Below are 16,911 nucleotides of genomic sequence, written 5' to 3'. Positions count from 1 at the left end.
GCCGTGCAGGACATCACTTACCTCAAGAAAAATAACTGCTTTTACATTCTGATGACTTCCGACGAGGAGGAAGGAAAGACCGAAGTGCTGGTCATCCCGTGCGAAAACTTCCCGTCCATGGATCGTGCCTGGGAAAAGTGCACGGTTTATGAGATTGGCAATAAGGAAAGCTTCGAATCTTTCAATCATTTACTCCCTCCAACGGAAGGAATCTTGCTGAGCAAGTTGGGATATTTCTTTACGGAAAACTTCTACAATGCCGTGGTTAAGCTTGTCATGGAATAGGTAATACTACGAGAGGAGGCGACGGCCCCTCTTTTTTTCTTTGCTTGTGCAAACTATTTGCAGACTTTTTACGAATATACCTATAAGCCGCAATGATCGTCGGGAACAGAGGTGAACTATGGACAGTGAGCAGCGTTGGATGTCCTAAAGATATCCCAAGAGGTTTCGCAAAATACCCGCCGGAGAAGCTAATTTCGCTCTTGTTGCGGCGGGTATTTACCATAATACACAACTTTAGACTCACCCGATAATTTAATCTTAAATATGTCGGAATTGGGCTTTAGAACATGCTCCTCTGCTACAACGTCATATTCCCCTGTTAATGTCTCCTCGCTATATTGCCGTATGGATTCAATCAACGTTTGGCTTTCGTTTAGTCGAACTTTCACATAATTGCTAGTCGTAACCGACTCGTAAGTTCTTGGCTCATTTGTCGGCACAAAGCTATTGTTCTGGATATTTCGCATCGTCGTTTCTAACGCTTCATGATCAAAAAAAGCGTAAGGGGTCGGATAGGAATCATAAGGATAGACGCTCAATTCTTTCGTTTCCGGGGAGTACCTTTGCAACAGGTGCCCGTCCCACACCCAAATGTGCCCTTGCATGGGTCCTTCGGTATATTCGGCACGATACCGGCCTTTGGAGTCAAGCCACAGGCTCCCGGCATCCTTGGATTTTACAGTAAGCTTATTTTCATCGTAGGAAACATCTACGAACTTGATGAAGTGAAAGGTTTGTACCTCTCCAAGATCGACCTCGTAAGGGATCTGAAGAGTGACTCTCTTCTTTCGGAATAGGGATAAGATCGCAGAGAAAATTTTAGCTAGAAATTGGTTTCGCATAATTCACCCTCGTAAGTTAAGTAGTAGTCGTATTCGTACAACAACTTATGCAAAAGGATTCGGTCGTTTGACAGGAAGCAAGCGTTCTCCCCATAGGGTAGGAAGCAAAACTTCATTTTTCTCGTACAGCGTCGAGATAACGAGATCATGACCATCGAGTTCGTGCTCCATGCTGTCGAGCAGCGTATCAAAGACATAAACCTTGCCTTCGTAGTCGTGCTTAAAATACAGCTTGCCGGATCGCCCAATCGCCACGACAGCAGGGTAATAATACCCGGATTCGCCTAGACAAAAGCAATCCTCGCCCGCAAAGCTCACAATAGCCCTATAATCCTCATAGCGGCCAATTTCTTTAAGGGCATCCGGAATGAAATGAAACGTGTAGTCATGCCAATCATCGGCAAAACGGCTATTCGGTTCGTCCGGATGATATTTAAAATAAACGCTGTCGTCAATTCCGGAAAACTCTTGAAGAAACGCTTTCGCGCTATCGAATAAATCGATGCCCGCTTCCTTGCATCGAAGCTCAAAGCCTGAAATATCCACATGTCTGCCTTCATACCATCCCGCTTTTTTCAGCAGCAATATCATTTGTTCCCGTCTGCCGAGTTCATGAGTATCTGGTGTCATTCGGTTTCCTTCCTTATTTGACGATCGTCCTTCAATTTACTCCATAACGCCTCATCGTAGAAATCAACACACAAGCCTTGATGCTTTGGAGTAAAAAGGTCTAAATGATCGTGATCATGCCCGCCGTTTCGTATAAAATAAGAAGCCCCGGTTCTGGACAGCGGCTCCAAGCCTCCGGAAGCAAACTCGAATGCTTTCTTGCTTCCGTAAAAAAACAAGGTGTCGGCGTATTTTTTTATCAAAATTGTGTCTTTATTCTCCACATAGGTAAACGGGCTGTAATCCTCATATCCCAAATCTGAAAATTGACGCGGATTGCACTCGAAGCTTTTCGGCTCCCCTTTGGTTCTAAACATTCTTTGCTTCATCTCTTTCCAGAGCTTCGTGTTGAACTGGACCGAATGATGCATGAATACCATGTCCAGATTTTTGTTATAGGCGGAGAAATGCTGTAAATCTTGGGGGAGCAGCCGGGTTGTGACCGGCACATAGATCATCTTGTCCCGATGGATACTTGCAGCAAGAAATAAGCACGCCAAATATTGCAGAGATTTCTGGTCTCCGAACAACATAAAAGTTCCACAACTATGTTCGAGAGCGAACATGTTATCCGTAGGAAAGTTAGGGATGAAAACAGTATAATTTTTGGTTGGCAGGTTGATTTCTTTCTTTATGAAATGCAGCTTCATCTAAGTCACCGTAGGTTAGCCCTTCCCCATTATTCACAAAATTTCAATACACTCGTTCTCTATTTTATCGGAATTGTCCGTCTCGTCGGCCAGTATTCATTTTAACGCATCCGTGTTCTAGTGTACCAATTGTTAATTTTTGGTAAATGTATTGTCTCTGCTTCTCTCGTACTATATGATTGCATTGTAGCAAAAATATACAATTTTTGGAGGGATTCCTAGTGAAAACTTTTAAATCGCTGCTGTTATCGACTGTAGTTGCTGCGTCTCTTTTTGTTACGTCCGCCGCTTCCGCTCATCCTTTGGTCAATTTGCACAGCTATAATTCGTTTGCAACTTACAAAACCGCGTTGGACAAGCAGTTGACCATTGATTTAAACCATGCCTACGATCAATGGGAGCTCGACGAACACTATAAACAATACTACGCTGATATCGCGACGGGGACCGTATTTTTTAAAGGTACGGGATACGGCGAGCCGCGATTGAATCTGGTACATTACAAAACGTTCAATTCGTACAAAGCGGAATTGGACAAATTGCTGACATACGATTGGAATCATGCCTTCGATCAGTTTGAGCTGGATCGGATCACGGCTCAATATGATGCCGACATCGCCGCTGCCAAAATTTATTTTGGAGTATGACGCAGATTGCTGTCAATGGAATCATCATTGGAAAAAACTCTTGCGGGTCATCCGTTAGAGTTTTTTTCTTTGACAAAAAAGCCCGCCGCTAGAGTCGCTTTTCGACTCAACGCCGGGGCCGGTGGGCGCGCACTCTTAAGCGCTCAGCCTAAACGGGAATTCATTCCAGACGCTGTTAGGGTCTTCGAACAGATCTCTTTTGGCCTCCCATACTGTATCGTAAATGCTTCCTTCGTAAGCAATCGCCCTGCCGAAGGCAAACGAGATATAGTAATATTTCCAGTCCAGAAACGTTTTGCTGGCTTTCTTAGCCGCCTCCTCTATATACTCCCATGCCTCTTCCTCCGTAATGTAATCCAAGGCATGGCTCCATCTTGCAATATTGATCGCGCGATCGTAATCCCACGCGGCAATCGTTTCAATCGCGTTGAAGTCTTCGTCGGTAAAATTCAGCTTGCTTTTGATGACATTTTTAGCTTCTTCATAACACGACTTGGATTTGCCAAGTTCCTCTTCCACAATCGGATCGCCCGATTTCAAAGCCGCATAGACTTCGTTATATCTTGTTCGATGCCCTTCATTTATCAACCACTCCAATATATCGATGGCATCGTCTCTGCCGGAGATTCCCCAAGCGGACGCCAGTCCTTGCCTTAGTTCCTCGCGATCCCATTTGATCTCAAGAACCCGCGTCGATTCTGTCCTGTACAGGGCAAGGATTGCGCCGTAAGCAAGCAATCGCCGCTTGTCTTTGGACAGCTCGTATTTGTTTTCCAGCTCTTTTCTTTCCTTATTCATTTTGGCGGTTAGGCGGCTGCTCCACAGCAGTAATGCGCCTACGGCCGCGATGATGCACACTATGACGATCAATACAATCTTCATATTTTTACAACACCTTTTCTGAAAAGTTTTTTCCGTACAGCCCAATCTCATAGAGATGCGTCATCTCATGGTACATATATCGGATGCGCACTTTTCCATTTTTATGTAAATTTTCACACACTTTTAGAGCAGGAGACGGCATGAAGCGTATGCTGCACACGGTGTGATAAGTTAAGAACAGAACGGACGGGAGATATTCCTGGACCTGCGGACATGGAGGAGAATTGAATGGGGCTAATTCCAAGCATTGACGACGTATTTCAAGCGGTACAATCGGAAGATGCCTCGCGGCTACAAGACGCCGAGCCTCGCCCATACGGAAAACAGCGACGGGCTAACTCCCTTAGGGTTCGCGGCGCATTTCGGCAGCAAAGCCGCCGTGCAGGTGCTGCTGGACTATGGTGCGGATGTGAATGCCGTGTCGCATTCCAAAATTTCTTACATTCCTTCGAATACCGCGCTGCATGCCGCGATAGCGGGGGAACGGGACCCGGAGGTCATCCGGCTGCTTCTGGAGGTTAAAGGAGCGCTTGTGCGATAAGCGCCGCTCCTTTTCTCTTTAACGCGCTTATTGGATTTGATAAAGCGTCACTTCATAATCTTCGAACGTTTCTTCCAGCATCTTCCCTACAATCTCCCAAGATCCGTTAGCTAACCCGCAGCCGATCCCATAGGGAAGCGCCACCGTCAAACCGTGCTCTTTCGCATAGTTTTTTAACGAGAGCAGGGCCTCTTTTAGCGCGGCATAATCCGTATACACTTTCTTTGATCGGCCATAGGTCAATTGACCGAAGATGTTCGCGACGAACTTCCCTTGCACGGCTACAAGCTGAAGGGTTCCGAGAAGCTCCTCCGGAGCCTTATCTTTGCAATAATCCAGGTAGGACGTATACAGGTTCGGATATTTCGTCTTTAATAATTTCGCTACTCCCGAGCCCATCACGGCTTGGCAATTGACTTGGTGACCAACGATGTCTTCCTTAGCCTCCAGCAAATCTCCCGCAATGATCGTTACTGCCACGCAAACCCTCTCCTTCGGTTAAAATACTTTGCAGCCTTATCGACTACGTTCCGCAAACGGAAATATTAACAAGAATCTCCATCCGGACGATATAATACTAACATAACTTTTCATGAGGTGAGGAGACACCGTGGGAATTTTCGATCTTTTTAAAAAGAAGCAGCAGCCTCAGGCTCAAGGGAACGAGCTTATCCAATCCATCCGTCACGCGATCGAGATCATGGAGCATGCCGATTCGGAAAGCCACGAGGAAATCATCGAAAAGATCAGTCAATACACCGAGGACGAGCGTTTGGCGTGGGAGCTGTACTGCTTGATCCCATCGGTCTATTGCCGGATGATCGTCAAAGAGGTTCAATATTCGGACGAAATGATCGTTATTTTTCCTGACGATACGCAGCAGAAGGCTTTGCTTTCCAACAATCGGGTCTATAAGGTCATTCAAGGCGTCGTGGCGGACAAGTTCAGCGGAGAGATCGACAACGGGAAAATTCAAAACATTTTATTCCAAAGCTCGGAATTTAACGCCATCAATAATGCATTAAACGACGGCAGCTCCCTGGAAGATCTGATGACCGGGCCGCTGGTCATGTTCGCGCCGGAAAAGTAGTCACCCCTTGGCAGCAATATCGATGCATTTCAGCATGAGCCTGATCGCTTTGCCGTAAGAGCCGAACCGGTTCAGGCTGCCGATCAAATAAAGCTCCGACGCCGGGTGGTAGAACATAAACGAGCCCGTGGACCCGAAGTTCCCCCACATGTTGTATTTTTTGGGCATGACCAGAGGAACGGTACGAAACGACACCAGGCCATAGCCGTAATCAATGCCGATCGCAAATTTCGACCAGACCTTCATGCTCTCGAAGCTGTCTTTCCGGAGCAGTTCATGGTTCGCCAACGCTTTCACAAAGGTGAGCAAATCTTCGGAGGCAGATACGATTCCGCCGCCCGCATATTCTACGCTAAGACTGGAATAGTCCGTCACTCTGATATTATCAATATACAAGTCGGCGATGGGGTGTTCAGACTCGGCAATAGGCTCTCCGTGATGGGCCAGATGCGAATGCTTCATCCCCAGAGGCTGGAAAATGTAATGCCGGAGCGCTTGATGTAAAGGGAGCGATGTGACCGTTTCAATCATGAGTCCCAGGAGATGGTACCCTGTATCCGAGTAGTGGAACCCTTGCCCCGGCGGAAAATGGGACGGCAGGTTTTCCCTGGACCACTGGATCACCTCCTGCGGCGTCCAGAAACGGGAAGGTTCCTCCAAGATAAGCTCCATCATCGCCTTCCCCTGTTTCGGCTTGTCTTCGAAGTAATCGTGCAAGCCGGAGGTGTGGCCCAATAAATGCTTAATTCGAATTTCGCCGGTGTAGTCCTTCCCCTTAACGACATGCAGCCCGTGCAGCAGGTCTGTATCCACATACCGTTGAATCGGGTCCTCGTACGAGACTTTTCCCTCCTGAACCAACAGGACCGTTAGCACCGAGGTGAACAGCTTGCTGACGCTGGCAATAAAATAACGCTGCCCGGCATGGGCAGGACGGTTCCCGGTCGAGCCTTCCGCGATGTTGAGATGAATGCCGAGCTTTTCCGAATGGACTAGCAGATAGGCATTCTGGATTTTCCGGTCGTTCCGTACAACTTTGCGAAAATGCTCCTCCATCCGTAACTGAGCACGTTGTTTATTCATGCGCTTATCACTCCATCGGGCATCATGTCAACGTTCCTTTCTTGCGTAAGCGGGCCGCAGCCATGATGTCTACGGCGGTGCTCTCCAGCATCTCAACTTCCCTCTCCTCGTCGAAATCCTCGGAAAGCAGGCCGTTGGCTACCATAACGGAAAGCCCCAATTGAAAAATCCTCATTTTTAATAAAATGACTCGAAGCTCCTCCTCGGAGAAGCTTTCCAGCTCGGGATCTTCCTTCATTTGTTCCACAAGAACGCCCATTTCATTGTCGTAATTGTTCATGTAAGCATTGTTCTTCATAACCAGATCCCGAAACAGAACAGGGTATTCCTTGGCAAAACGCAGGCTCGCCACTCCAATATCCCGGAACGGGTTGCCCGTGCTCTGTTCCGCCAGCTTGCGCCGGCTAAGCTCGAAGATCTTATGAATCACTTCCCCGATCAGCTCTTCGACATCCTTGAAATTGACATAGATCGGGGCAATGGAACTCCCCAGCTTCTCGGCGACCTTTCTTATCGTGATGCTGTCCATTCCTTCGAGCTTCGCGATCTCGAAAGCGGCATCGATGATTTGCTCTTTGCTAAACTTCGGTTTGGGGGGCATATTCGCCTCTCCTTTAAAATATCTATTGATATATATCATATGATATTCATTGCCCATTGTAAAATAAACCGAGCGCTAATGGTAACCAATCGAGCTAGCGTGAACCGGTAGGCAAAAAATGGTACAATCATGATGGCCCCACAGCCCTCCCCGGCAAATGCTTAACAAGGAGGAATTCCAATGACAACAGAGCTTAAACGGCTTGCCCATCTCGTTCGGGCGAATTTTATAACCAAATCCACCTGCTTGGCGAAGGAGTCCGGTGAGATGAATGTCCGCAAAACGGCGGATTTTATTCGAGTGGATAGCGGACTGCCGTCCGATACGTTCAACAATTCGGTATGGCTGAAGGAGCAGGTGAAACCGTCGGACACCGGTCTGATCGAAGAGACCGTTGAATACTTCAACAAGAAGCAATACCCTATGGCGCTGTGGTCCTGGGAGGATCGCAATAGCTGCACGTTTGAAACGTTAAGAAGCCTGGGGCTGAACGAAGCGGAGATCAATATCGCCATGTATGCCGACTTGGATGCTTTGCGGCCGGATACGTTTTGTCCGGCGGAGCTGAGGCTGAAGGAGGTGGCGACAGTCTGGGAAATCGAACAATACGGGGACGTACTGACTTCTTTGTTCGGCGAATCGGCGGAAGCCGCTAACGTTCGGTTATATTATAAGAGGGTGCCCGCTTCCCTTCTGCAGAACCATTCCGTCATGAAACCGTACATCGGATCGGTTCAGGATGAAGTCGTGGCAACGGGCTGTCTAATTTTCGCTCCCGATAGCGTCGGCATCTACGACATTGCCACAAGGCAGGAATACCGTGGAAAAGGCTTCGGGTCCGCCATGTTTAATTTCCTGCTTGCGGAAGCCCGGAAGCTCCGCACCGGCTGGTGCGTACTCCAAGCTTCGCCGGACGGCATTAACATTTATAGGCGATCGGGTTTCGAGCCGGTCTGCGAAGTAACGGTTTATGAAAACCGGTACTTGCTTGAATAAAAACGGAGGAATGGCAGTTACAGCCCGTTCACCTTTACCATCTCCACAAAAGCGGCACAAGCTTTGCTCGAAAATCCATCGTTGCGGCGGACAAAGCTTGTTGTCGTATAGCGGAACGCTTCCGGAACCGGGTAGCTTCCCAGCTCCTCGAACTCCCCGGATAGTACAGATTGGGGCAGCAGCGTAGCGGCAAGTCCGGAACGTACGCAGCTCAGAAGCGTTTCCAGAGAGCTCACTTCCAGCATATTGGCCAAAGGAATTCCTTCGCTGCGAAGCCACGCTTCCAGAACCGCCCGGAAAGGACAGCCCTTCGGTGAAACGGCCCATTTGGTATGGGCCAGATCCGGGTACGTCTCCCCGGTCGTCCGGGTCAGCAGCCGGAGCTCGTCTTTTGCCGTATGTTCGAAAACCAGCTTGGATGAATCGATCTCACCGGTAACGAACGTTCCGTCAAGCTGATGATTCAGCAATTTGGCAAGCAGATCCGCGGAAGTTCCGGTCGTGATCGAGAGAGAGACGCCGGGATACCGGGCTTGAAATTCCGCCAGAGCTTTCATTAAATTACGGCAATTTACGGTTTCCACCACCCCGATCGCCAGCGGGCCGCTCGGATAATCCGTCTCCCGCACCGCTCTCACCGCTTCTTCGGACAAATTCAAGATCGTTAGGGCGTAATCGCGAAAAGCGCCGCCTTTTTCCGTCAGGACAACGCCTTTCGGATGCCGATGAAATAACGGGACCCCCAGCTCAGATTCCAGCTTCCGGATTCTCGCGGTCACATTCGATTGGACGTAGCCCAGCCGTTCTGCGGCGCGGGATATGCTGCCCTCCTCGGCAATGACTGCAAATACTTTAAGATCCGTCAATTCCACCGGACATCCCTCCGTTCATATATCAAAAATAATGATACCTTTATCAATATTGATCATTATACGATATGCCTCTATTGAATTACAATGACATCAAGCGTTTCTAAGCAAGCAAGGAGGAGAACAGCAAGAGATGAACAAAGCATGGTGGTTGTTAATATTGGCCGGGGCAACGGAGGTCGTCTGGGTCACAGGCCTGAAGCATTCGACGGCGTGGTGGGAATGGCTGCTCACCCTCGCATTTATTGTATTTAGCTTCAAAGCCTTTCTGGATTCGGCCGCCAAATTGCCGATCGGTACGGTGTATGTGATGTTTACGGGGCTCGGTACGGCCGGTACGGTCATTACCGAAATTGTGCTCTTCGGGGAACCGGCTCATCCGCTCAAGCTCGTGCTCATCGCTGCGTTGGCTGCCGGCGTTCTGGGGCTTAAGCTCGTTACGAAGGATGCCGAGGCCAAAGGCGGTGAGGCATAATGGCATGGGCTGCTCTGCTGGCCGCCGGACTGTGCGAGGTCATCGGCGTTGTTGCCCTCAAACGTGTGACGGAGCATCGCCACTGGACCTCGTACACGTTCCTTATCGTCACGCTCGGAACAAGCTTCACATTACTGTCGCTCGCTATGAATCACATCTCGATGGGCACTGCCTACGCCGTATGGACCGGCATCGGAACCGCAGGAAGCACGCTGCTCGGAATGTTCGTCTTCGGCGAGCCGAAGGAATGGAGGCGGATCTTGTTCATCGGCCTGATCCTCGCGTCCGCTATCGGACTTAAACTGATTTCGTAGAAAAAAGAGGGCTGCTTCTCTTAGCGGAGCTGCCCTCCTTCCGGAGTTTCCGTAGCTTATACCCTTTTTGCCAAGATCGTATGGCCCTGCCGGTCATATTCGACGGAAAAATAATCATCCTCCGTCTCGGTAAGCCGTAACGGAACTTGTAAGCTCCGTATCCCTTCCTCCCAATGCAAAATTTCGACCATATGCTTCAAGTGAAAGTTCTTTTCTTCGTTGAAAATATCGAGATATTCCATTAAGTACGCCTTGCTTTCCCGGGGATCGACCCGAACCGCAAAATGGTACATCATAGGCTCCCGGTGTCTGACGCCCATCCAGGCCATGTCCGCACCCGCAAACCGATTGTAGATTTCCATCGCTTCGTCGAGGGTGAAGCGCCTCGGCTGATCTGCAGACCGCACCACGCCGTCCGAGACTAATTCGTAGCTTTCCTTTTCGGTTAAATACGTAATAAGCTTCTTCTCGATCTCTCCGTCTTTTTTGAACCTGTGCGGCAATAACATGTGCTCCTCCTACGTCCAGCCCCAGAAGAAAGCGTCCCGGTCCCAGGCTACCCTTCCCTTGTGCAGCTTCTTGAACGCCTTCTTCACTTCCTTATCGATAGACGCGTTCCCGTTCTCGTTGACATAAATAAACGCTTCGCCAAAATGAGCGGAGATATGCCGCACGGCATCGCTTTGATATAGAATGCCCGCAGACTTCACTTCATTCAGCATCCACTCGGCAACCTCATCAGCGGTAAAATTCATTCGTATTCCCTCCTTTCCTTGAATCGGAGCCACTCCTCCACGCTCGCAGCCTTCACCTGAGGGTTAGGATGCTCCATCAGCTCCTGCAAAATCCCATCGATTTCGGGGCCCCGAAACTTGGAGATCACTGCAGCGAACTCGATGAGGACGTCCGGATTGGACGAATCCTTCAGGAACAACAACGGCCGAAAGTCCTTGATACGGCGATCGTGATCGATCTTCAGCACCCAAATGGACCTCAGAATCGACTGGATTCCCAGTTCGTCAGCTTGTCTTAGTTCGGACAGCAGCTCCTCGTACCTTCTCAAAATGAGCTTGTTATCGTTCATTTCTCCGCCGCGCAGGCACCCGGGACAGAGGCATCTCTTGGTTCCTTTCGCCTTCGGGTAAAAGCGCCAGCCGATCGTCTGAGACAGCTTTTTGGTTCGCAAGATTTCGTTCTTGAGGATTTTTCTCGGCACGATCACCTGAAAGCCCATCCGGTCTTCCCGGTTCAAAAAAGCTTTGACGGCCTGCCCGGCGCTCCCCTGCCGGTGCTTCTGGTAATAATCGCCGAAAAAGACGGTCTCGTCATCGCTCAGCTTGAAATAAACGGCGGTCATACTCTTTTTGTTAAACCGTCTCAGCTCCCGGAGCCATTGGTGCGACGCATAAAAATCGTGAATCACCGGCATGCAGAAGACGCCGTCTCCGACCTCGGCCGCATGAACCTCGCTCGGCTTGATGCCGTTTCGAACGATATTTGCGATCGATTGCTCCGGCGTCAAATGTACAAATACGGGCATAGGTCACCTTTCGCTTTAGAAAAATATAGTCAACCGTGCATTCCGGCGTCTTCCGGCTCGCCCTCGTCGGATGTATCATAGTAATTCATGTTCATTCTCCTCCGCAGGGTCCGATTCCCAAATTATATCATATTGTACTCGAAGCGAGCCGCCGTGGGAAATGAAAAAAGCACCCGTTAAGGTGCTTTCCGAGTGTTGAGAAAGTGGTCAATTGAGATAATAGGGGTTACGAGGGGCGGGGTATCCACTTCCGACCACTGTTGTCCTCGGGAAATTTGATTGGAAGCCGCTTGTTAGCGGACATTTCCCGAAGACAAAGGTGGCCGCTATCGCTTCTCCAGTGGATACCCCGCCTCCGTGTGCATCTCTATTTTTTTAAAAGCCTACTTTCTCAACACTCTGACCGGTTAAGGTGGTTTGCTTACCCGCTGCCGTTACTTAATCACTAGCACCGGTACTTTCGAGTGCTGAACGACATTGTGGCTGACGCTGCCAAGGACAAACTCGCGAATGCCGCTTAGTCCCCGGCTTCCCATAATAATAAGATCGACGCCGTTTTCTTCCGCATACTCCAGAATCGTAACGGCCGGCTGGCCTTGCTGCAGCACGTGCTTCACCCGGGACACGCCGGTAGTCAACCCTTCCGCTTCTTTCAGCACGGACCGGGCAAGCTCTTCGTAGTCCTGATCGAGGTTGGCCGGAACGGTGACGAAGGCGGATCCATAAGCAAGGACCGGAGTTTGATATACATGGATGACGATTAATTCCGCCGAATCTTCCTTGGTAATGGAGATTGCTTTCTGAAGAGCCTTCACGGACAGCTCGGAACCGTCAAAAGCAACTAGCACTTTTTGGAATGGCATAATTGGAAACCTCCCCGTAGATCGTTTACACTTTTATGGTAACGTCTACACGGGGCCGAAGATATGATCTAAATCACACTCTGCCGAAACCGGGCCGCGGACAAGCCAACATCCCCCGGGACGAGGGGGCGAATCGGCTAGCAGAAACGTCCCCGAAAAGGCCGGTCGAGGAGTACGATCGCCAACAGGTCAAACAAGACGAGCGGAAGAATAAACGGAAGAAACGAAACGGTAGCATTACTGCGATTGTTAGAGCCCGTTTGCAGGTAAACGCGGTTATGGTCTACTTTGACGATCCGCCCTTCGTACGAAGCTCCGCTGATTGTAATAATTCGCACTCGTTTGTTAATATAATTCTTGCAGGTACGGTAATGTTCGTGATTGGCTGACATAGCACACCATCCTTTCTTGTTGGACATGGTATATTCTATGTGCTTCTACGAACAAAAGTATGGACTAATCTGGCAGAATCCTCGCCAATTTCGTAAACTAGTAATAATGTGCAGTTGCTGGAATGGAACTGGAAAAGGAGCTTAAGCATACGATGATAGAAAAAGTTTCTTGGATCAAAGAGCAGCTGGGACCGTATTTCTCCAGAGCTGTCGATATTGCCTTTATGCATGTGCAAGAGAAAGTGCCGCAGGAGATGCGGGACGGAGAAGTCGACGAGGAAGGCTGGGTAAAATGGAAGCCCCTGGATTCGACCATCGGCGAAGACGAGATCCGGGCGGTAGAGAGCGAATATGCGATCGAATTTCCGCCGCTTTTTAAAGCGTTCTTGATGAGCTATCATTACGTATCTCTGCAATTCGATAATGTGGAAGTAGATGGGGAATACATAGGGGATTGTCAATTTATAGAGATGCCTTCGCTATCTTCGGAAGAAAGACTTCAGTCCTTGGAGTTTTTAATAAGTGCCTGGGAACCTCTGCTGTCGGCAGGCTATGTGCCTTTTGCCGAGTGCGAAGACAGCCAAGGTCCGGTATGCTTCGATACGATGCAGCGACAAGAAGACGGGGACTGCCCTGTCGTATGGTTCTTGCATGATCATTTGCACGAGTTAGGCGAGGAGGCGTCGAGGAACAGGGATCATCTCCTGCCTTACGTCAGACCGATCTTCGGTTCGTTCAAGGAAATGATGACCGTTTTGTGCAACCGGGAGGCGGTAACGGAGGACACGGAGGAGTAGCGTCTGCGGAGCTCGGGAGCCACTCCCTTACAAAGTCCGCACGAATCTTCATGCCATCTTTGCTTCCTTTTGCCGTCTTATTACGTATATACCAGAGGATGGAACGCTATACCACCTTGAAAAATTTGCCGGCAGGAAAGGATGTCACTCCATGGAACAACTCACTGAAATTACAGAATTCGCGGACAGGTTGTTTGATCTGATCGAGATTCCTTTTACCGAAACGACCGAGCTCGAACGGCAGCTGATCGCCGCTTTCAGCTTCGGCGCCGTGATGGCGGTTGCGGTCCGGGATGACCTGGATCAGCCGCAGACGCATGCGCTGACGATCGCAATGCTGATGCGCGCATTTCAATACAGCGAGCATCAAGCCGCCGCTTTCGCCCACGATCTGATCCAAGCGACGGACCGGGACCATCATCCGGCGATGAACACCATCATTCATCGAGGCATCAACGGACACTACGAGTACGTGAATGAAGAAATGGAAGATTTGCGTCAAAATCTGCTTGATATTTTAAATTCGTTTAGCGAGTGAAATGAGTGAAATCGATGAAGATACGGAACCGATTTCCGGAAACCGATAAACAAAAGCATGCGGAGTTCATCCGCAACGGCTGGGCCTTGCTGAAGGAGCCCAAATCTCCCATGCGCGCTCTAGTCCTGTCCGTTCCTTTCATGATCATCAATCTCATCGTGACCGTCTGTATCGTAAGTATGTTTTCGACTGTCCCTCTCGCAAATTTTTTGCCAGAATCGATATCGTTTACGATCGACTTGAAAAGTATAATGGGAATTGTATCGCTGCTCTTGGTTCATGAGCTGCTGCACTTCATCTTGATCCCGAACTTTATCGCGTCGAAGAGCACGTATGTCGGCATTACCTTGTTCGGGGGATATGTGTATACGGAAGAACAAGTATCCAAAACGAGATATATCGTCATTACGCTTTTGCCCTTTATTGTCATATCCATCATACTTCCGGCCTTGCTGGGCCTATTGGGGGCGCTCTCCCCTTTCATCCTCTTTTTGATCGTCTTAAATTCGTTGTCGTCTTCTTTGGATATCTTGAATTGGATTCTGATCTGGATTCAAGTCCCTTCCAAAGCGGTCATTGTCTGCAACGGAACGAAGACGTATTGGAAATCGACAACAAGGCAAAAATCTTCTCATATCTAAATCGCTTAGGACGTGAACGAAATGGAGCAAACTTTGTCTTACGAGAAAATTTTCGAATTGGTGCAGGAAATACAGAGCGCCCAGGATTCCGGGGAGCCGTACGAAGAAAAGCTGAAGCAGCTCAAGGCTAATGTCACCTATCCGGATGTTGAAGAGCTGCTGTTACATACCGACGAAGGCGCCGAGTTTGTCGCCAGAAGACTGTTCCATCACCGACCGGTCCTGCTGGGAGAATTGAGCAGGGATGAGCTGGTCGGGCTCGTGGAACAAGTGATGCAGTGCTCGGGAGAAGAGTGGGAAATGGACATTTGGCTGGATATGATTACGAGTTCGGTCGCGGACCCGAGCATCAGCAATTATATTTTTTGGAGCGACGAAGATTTGTCGGCCGAGGAGATTGTAGACAAAGCGCTGGCCTATAAGCCGATCATCCTGTAGAACAATTGACCCTCAATGGGGACAGCGCCTCATTTTATTTTGCGCAAATAGCCTCTCGGGTTGAAGGTTACGAAAAATTTATGCCGGCTTTCGTCGACTGCAAACCGGTCATTTTCTTGAAGAAACGCGTCCAGTGCTTCCATCGGGCCGGGACCGTGGCTCGGAAGCACGGGGTGTCCGGCACGATCAGGTCAAGCATCGAGGCGAAAAACAACGTGCTGCCCCCGTTAAACGTTCCGCTTTCGATAATAAGATCCGGCTGAACCTCATAAATAATTTCCTGATAGATCATCAAATCGAGCGGCATTTTCAGGATCTGCACCCCGAGCCATTTCGTATTCTGCCATACGAGGCTATCATAGTAATGCCGATGGAATTGGTCGATGAAATCACTCATGCCCTCCTCTCCTCTTCCTCTCCATTTATAAAAGCCACTGTATGTGTGCGGCGGGCAGAATGGTTCGTACACCAGCCTTCCCAAGCGGTTTTGCGGCGAATTTGGTTATAGTCAAAAAGCCACACCACTCTGTTTCCGGTTTATGGTAATCTATCCATGGCTTATAAGCCGGTTCATACCTTAGCTTCAGGAAAGGAGTGACGCGATTTTGAAGAGTGAACTTCAAATTGGCATATCGGTGGGAGGACTCGCCGCTTAATCGGGCTTTGTTCTCCCGCATGGTATGGCGGGAGGCAGATCCACAATGATGAATTTACGAAACATGGTGCAGGGCCTGGAGTCCGACGCGGTCGCTCTGGAGCTGATAGCACATTGGGAACACGACCAAGGGACGTTAAAATTTTGGAGAGCAAGCTCGACCTTTGTGTACGTTGTTAAACGGAAACGGAACACATATTTTCTAAGATTCACGTTTGAGCAGGAAACCCCGCTGGAACAAATCGAAGCGGAGCTGGATTTCATGCAATACTTGCATCAGCATGGGTTCCCCTGCGTCATTCCGCTTCCGTCCGTAAACGGCAGGCTCATCGAATCCGTACAACTGCCGCAAGGGCGGTACTACGGTGTTGTGTTCAGCAAAGCCGACGGAGTGCCGCTGTATGAGGTTGACGAGCTTCCTTGCGAGGCGTGGGGACGGTCGCTGGCATCGCTACACGGCTTGTCCCGGACGTACAAACCGGCGGGCGGAAAGCGCCGCAGCTGGCGGGAGGCGCTCCTGTTCGCAGAGAACGTCCTGCACAGGCATCCTCACGAGAACGAAGCAATGGCCGAGCTTGCCAGAGTGAAGGCTTGGCTGGAATCGATGCCGGCTTCGGAAGAAGCTTACGGTCTGATTCATTACGATTTTCAGACGGATAACGTCTTTTGGCAGGAAAAAACCAAGCAGCTGAGCGTAATCGACTTCGATGATTCCATGTACCATTGGTTCGCTATGGATATTGCGGCGGCGCTTGCAGATCAGTTGGAAGACGAGAACCCGGAAGGCGAGGCGCAGCTTCAGGCTTTTGTGCGCGGGTACCGCTCTGTCAGACCATTGGATGAGGCTGTGGTGCAGGCTTTTCCGCGGTTTCGGAGATTCGCCGAACTATACAGCTTCTCCAGACTGCTTGCTTCGCTGGAAAACAGCGAGCTGGAGGAAGCCCCTGAGTGGTTAGACGGGCTGAAGGCCGAGCTGCAGCAATACTGCGACGAAATGCGGCAGAGCTTTGCGAAGCCGTGGTAAGTACTTAGACATATGAAATGAAGCTTGAAGCAAGGCCGGAATTTCCCTCCAGGAGGGATTCCGGCTTTGCTTGTTGGAG

General features: G+C 49.6%; 24 protein-coding genes and 2 pseudogenes. 12 read left to right on the top strand and 14 right to left on the bottom strand.

What is annotated here, in order from left to right; translation table 11 throughout:
- Positions 1 to 3 precede the first annotated feature (3 nt).
- A complete protein-coding gene (locus tag NI000_RS21515; RefSeq protein WP_253413460.1) occupies positions 4 to 285 on the top strand; it encodes a hypothetical protein in 282 nt (93 codons plus the stop codon).
- Between the two features lie 188 nt (positions 286 to 473).
- Here the strand turns inward: NI000_RS21515 and NI000_RS21510 are convergent, their stop codons facing one another.
- Genes NI000_RS21510 through NI000_RS21500 form a run of 3 tightly spaced genes read right to left on the bottom strand, consistent with a single transcriptional unit; the run spans position 474 to position 2,446 of the window.
- Positions 474 to 1,127 carry a hypothetical protein gene (locus tag NI000_RS21510; protein ID WP_253413459.1) on the bottom strand — a complete coding sequence of 218 codons (654 nt, stop codon included), beginning with the start codon at positions 1,125 to 1,127 and terminating at the stop codon, positions 474 to 476.
- A gap of 45 nt (positions 1,128 to 1,172) precedes the next feature.
- On the bottom strand, positions 1,173 to 1,718 hold the full coding sequence (locus tag NI000_RS21505) for an SUKH-3 domain-containing protein (RefSeq protein ID WP_253413508.1): 546 nt from the start codon (positions 1,716 to 1,718) through the stop codon (positions 1,173 to 1,175).
- A 35-nt stretch (positions 1,719 to 1,753) separates the two neighbouring features.
- Entirely contained in the window at positions 1,754 to 2,446 is a 693-nt protein-coding gene (locus tag NI000_RS21500) for a hypothetical protein (protein ID WP_253413458.1), read from the bottom strand.
- A 221-nt stretch (positions 2,447 to 2,667) separates the two neighbouring features.
- Between NI000_RS21500 and NI000_RS21495 the strand changes: the two genes are divergently transcribed.
- On the top strand, positions 2,668 to 3,093 hold the full coding sequence (locus NI000_RS21495) for a hypothetical protein (protein WP_253413457.1): 426 nt from the start codon (positions 2,668 to 2,670) through the stop codon (positions 3,091 to 3,093).
- 135 nt (positions 3,094 to 3,228) lie between these two features.
- On the opposite strand, the gene NI000_RS21490 is transcribed toward NI000_RS21495, so the two are convergent.
- Positions 3,229 to 3,975: a DUF1266 domain-containing protein gene (locus tag NI000_RS21490; RefSeq protein ID WP_253413456.1), complete on the bottom strand. Its 747-nt coding sequence runs from the start codon at positions 3,973 to 3,975 to the stop codon at positions 3,229 to 3,231.
- 228 nt (positions 3,976 to 4,203) lie between these two features.
- Here NI000_RS21490 and NI000_RS21485 point away from each other — a divergent pair.
- Positions 4,204 to 4,489: pseudogene (locus NI000_RS21485) on the top strand (ankyrin repeat domain-containing protein); the annotation flags it as partial.
- A 54-nt stretch (positions 4,490 to 4,543) separates the two neighbouring features.
- Here the strand turns inward: NI000_RS21485 and NI000_RS21480 are convergent.
- Positions 4,544 to 4,996, bottom strand: a complete 453-nt coding sequence (locus NI000_RS21480; protein WP_253413455.1) for a macro domain-containing protein — start codon at positions 4,994 to 4,996, stop codon at positions 4,544 to 4,546.
- Between the two features lie 130 nt (positions 4,997 to 5,126).
- Between NI000_RS21480 and NI000_RS21475 the strand changes: the two genes are divergently transcribed.
- Positions 5,127 to 5,606: a hypothetical protein gene (locus tag NI000_RS21475; protein ID WP_253413454.1), complete on the top strand. Its 480-nt coding sequence runs from the start codon at positions 5,127 to 5,129 to the stop codon at positions 5,604 to 5,606.
- On the opposite strand, the gene NI000_RS21470 is transcribed toward NI000_RS21475, so the two are convergent.
- On the bottom strand, positions 5,607 to 6,689 hold the full coding sequence (locus NI000_RS21470) for a serine hydrolase domain-containing protein (protein WP_253413453.1): 1,083 nt from the start codon (positions 6,687 to 6,689) through the stop codon (positions 5,607 to 5,609).
- A 22-nt stretch (positions 6,690 to 6,711) separates the two neighbouring features.
- Positions 6,712 to 7,290 carry a TetR/AcrR family transcriptional regulator gene (locus NI000_RS21465; protein WP_253413452.1) on the bottom strand — a complete coding sequence of 193 codons (579 nt, stop codon included), beginning with the start codon at positions 7,288 to 7,290 and terminating at the stop codon, positions 6,712 to 6,714.
- Between the two features lie 180 nt (positions 7,291 to 7,470).
- On the opposite strand from NI000_RS21465, the gene NI000_RS21460 reads away from it, so the two are divergent.
- The gene (locus tag NI000_RS21460) at positions 7,471 to 8,286 is read left to right on the top strand and encodes a GNAT family N-acetyltransferase (protein WP_253413451.1); all 816 of its coding nucleotides are present in this window, start codon (positions 7,471 to 7,473) and stop codon (positions 8,284 to 8,286) included.
- Positions 8,287 to 8,303: 17 nt separating this feature from the next.
- On the opposite strand, the gene NI000_RS21455 is transcribed toward NI000_RS21460, so the two are convergent.
- A complete protein-coding gene (locus NI000_RS21455) occupies positions 8,304 to 9,158 on the bottom strand; it encodes a LysR family transcriptional regulator (protein ID WP_253413450.1) in 855 nt (284 codons plus the stop codon).
- Positions 9,159 to 9,288: 130 nt separating this feature from the next.
- Between NI000_RS21455 and NI000_RS21450 the strand changes: the two genes are divergently transcribed.
- Together NI000_RS21450 and NI000_RS21445 are read left to right on the top strand one after the other, a co-directional pair.
- Positions 9,289 to 9,630, top strand: coding sequence for a DMT family transporter (locus NI000_RS21450; protein ID WP_253413449.1), 342 nt, complete (start codon positions 9,289 to 9,291; stop codon positions 9,628 to 9,630).
- On the top strand, positions 9,630 to 9,944 hold the full coding sequence (locus NI000_RS21445; RefSeq protein ID WP_253413448.1) for a DMT family transporter: 315 nt from the start codon (positions 9,630 to 9,632) through the stop codon (positions 9,942 to 9,944). The genes NI000_RS21450 and NI000_RS21445 overlap by 1 nt, the downstream gene beginning before the upstream one ends.
- Before the next feature lie 56 nt (positions 9,945 to 10,000).
- Here the strand turns inward: NI000_RS21445 and NI000_RS21440 are convergent, their stop codons facing one another.
- From NI000_RS21440 to NI000_RS21420, 5 genes are all read right to left on the bottom strand, one after another.
- Positions 10,001 to 10,453, bottom strand: coding sequence for a hypothetical protein (locus NI000_RS21440; RefSeq protein WP_253413447.1), 453 nt, complete (start codon positions 10,451 to 10,453; stop codon positions 10,001 to 10,003).
- A gap of 9 nt (positions 10,454 to 10,462) precedes the next feature.
- On the bottom strand, positions 10,463 to 10,699 hold the full coding sequence (locus NI000_RS21435) for a DUF6953 family protein (protein ID WP_054976704.1): 237 nt from the start codon (positions 10,697 to 10,699) through the stop codon (positions 10,463 to 10,465).
- Entirely contained in the window at positions 10,696 to 11,484 is a 789-nt protein-coding gene (locus NI000_RS21430) for a HEAT repeat domain-containing protein (RefSeq protein ID WP_253413446.1), read from the bottom strand. The genes NI000_RS21435 and NI000_RS21430 overlap by 4 nt, the downstream gene beginning before the upstream one ends.
- A 434-nt stretch (positions 11,485 to 11,918) precedes the next feature.
- Positions 11,919 to 12,347 (bottom strand): universal stress protein, encoded by a 429-nt coding sequence (locus NI000_RS21425; protein ID WP_253413445.1) that lies wholly within the window; start codon positions 12,345 to 12,347, stop codon positions 11,919 to 11,921.
- Positions 12,348 to 12,484: 137 nt separating this feature from the next.
- Positions 12,485 to 12,739 carry a hypothetical protein gene (locus tag NI000_RS21420; protein WP_253413444.1) on the bottom strand — a complete coding sequence of 85 codons (255 nt, stop codon included), beginning with the start codon at positions 12,737 to 12,739 and terminating at the stop codon, positions 12,485 to 12,487.
- A gap of 152 nt (positions 12,740 to 12,891) precedes the next feature.
- Between NI000_RS21420 and NI000_RS21415 the strand changes: the two genes are divergently transcribed.
- The 4 genes from NI000_RS21415 to NI000_RS21400 all read left to right on the top strand — a co-directional run bounded on the left by NI000_RS21415 (position 12,892) and on the right by NI000_RS21400 (position 15,153).
- Entirely contained in the window at positions 12,892 to 13,536 is a 645-nt protein-coding gene (locus NI000_RS21415) for an SMI1/KNR4 family protein (protein WP_253413443.1), read from the top strand.
- Positions 13,537 to 13,687: 151 nt separating this feature from the next.
- A complete protein-coding gene (imm48, locus tag NI000_RS21410) occupies positions 13,688 to 14,074 on the top strand; it encodes an Imm48 family immunity protein (RefSeq protein WP_253413442.1) in 387 nt (128 codons plus the stop codon).
- A 14-nt stretch (positions 14,075 to 14,088) separates the two neighbouring features.
- Positions 14,089 to 14,715: a DUF3267 domain-containing protein gene (locus NI000_RS21405; RefSeq protein WP_253413441.1), complete on the top strand. Its 627-nt coding sequence runs from the start codon at positions 14,089 to 14,091 to the stop codon at positions 14,713 to 14,715.
- A 21-nt stretch (positions 14,716 to 14,736) separates the two neighbouring features.
- Positions 14,737 to 15,153: an e9imm peptide gene (locus NI000_RS21400; RefSeq protein ID WP_253413440.1), complete on the top strand. Its 417-nt coding sequence runs from the start codon at positions 14,737 to 14,739 to the stop codon at positions 15,151 to 15,153.
- Positions 15,154 to 15,182: 29 nt separating this feature from the next.
- Here NI000_RS21400 and NI000_RS21395 read toward each other — a convergent pair.
- Positions 15,183 to 15,550: pseudogene (locus tag NI000_RS21395) on the bottom strand (CmcI family methyltransferase).
- 304 nt (positions 15,551 to 15,854) lie between these two features.
- On the opposite strand from NI000_RS21395, the gene NI000_RS21390 reads away from it, so the two are divergent.
- Positions 15,855 to 16,832 carry a phosphotransferase enzyme family protein gene (locus NI000_RS21390; protein ID WP_253413439.1) on the top strand — a complete coding sequence of 326 codons (978 nt, stop codon included), beginning with the start codon at positions 15,855 to 15,857 and terminating at the stop codon, positions 16,830 to 16,832.
- Positions 16,833 to 16,911 lie beyond the last annotated feature (79 nt).

It is taken from the genome of Paenibacillus tyrphae (assembly GCF_024158745.1).
GTDB classification, from domain to species: domain Bacteria; phylum Bacillota; class Bacilli; order Paenibacillales; family NBRC-103111; genus Paenibacillus_G; species Paenibacillus_G tyrfis_A.
The sequence above is the reverse complement of the archived record's forward strand: the minus strand, read 5'-3'. Positions and strand labels throughout refer to the sequence as shown.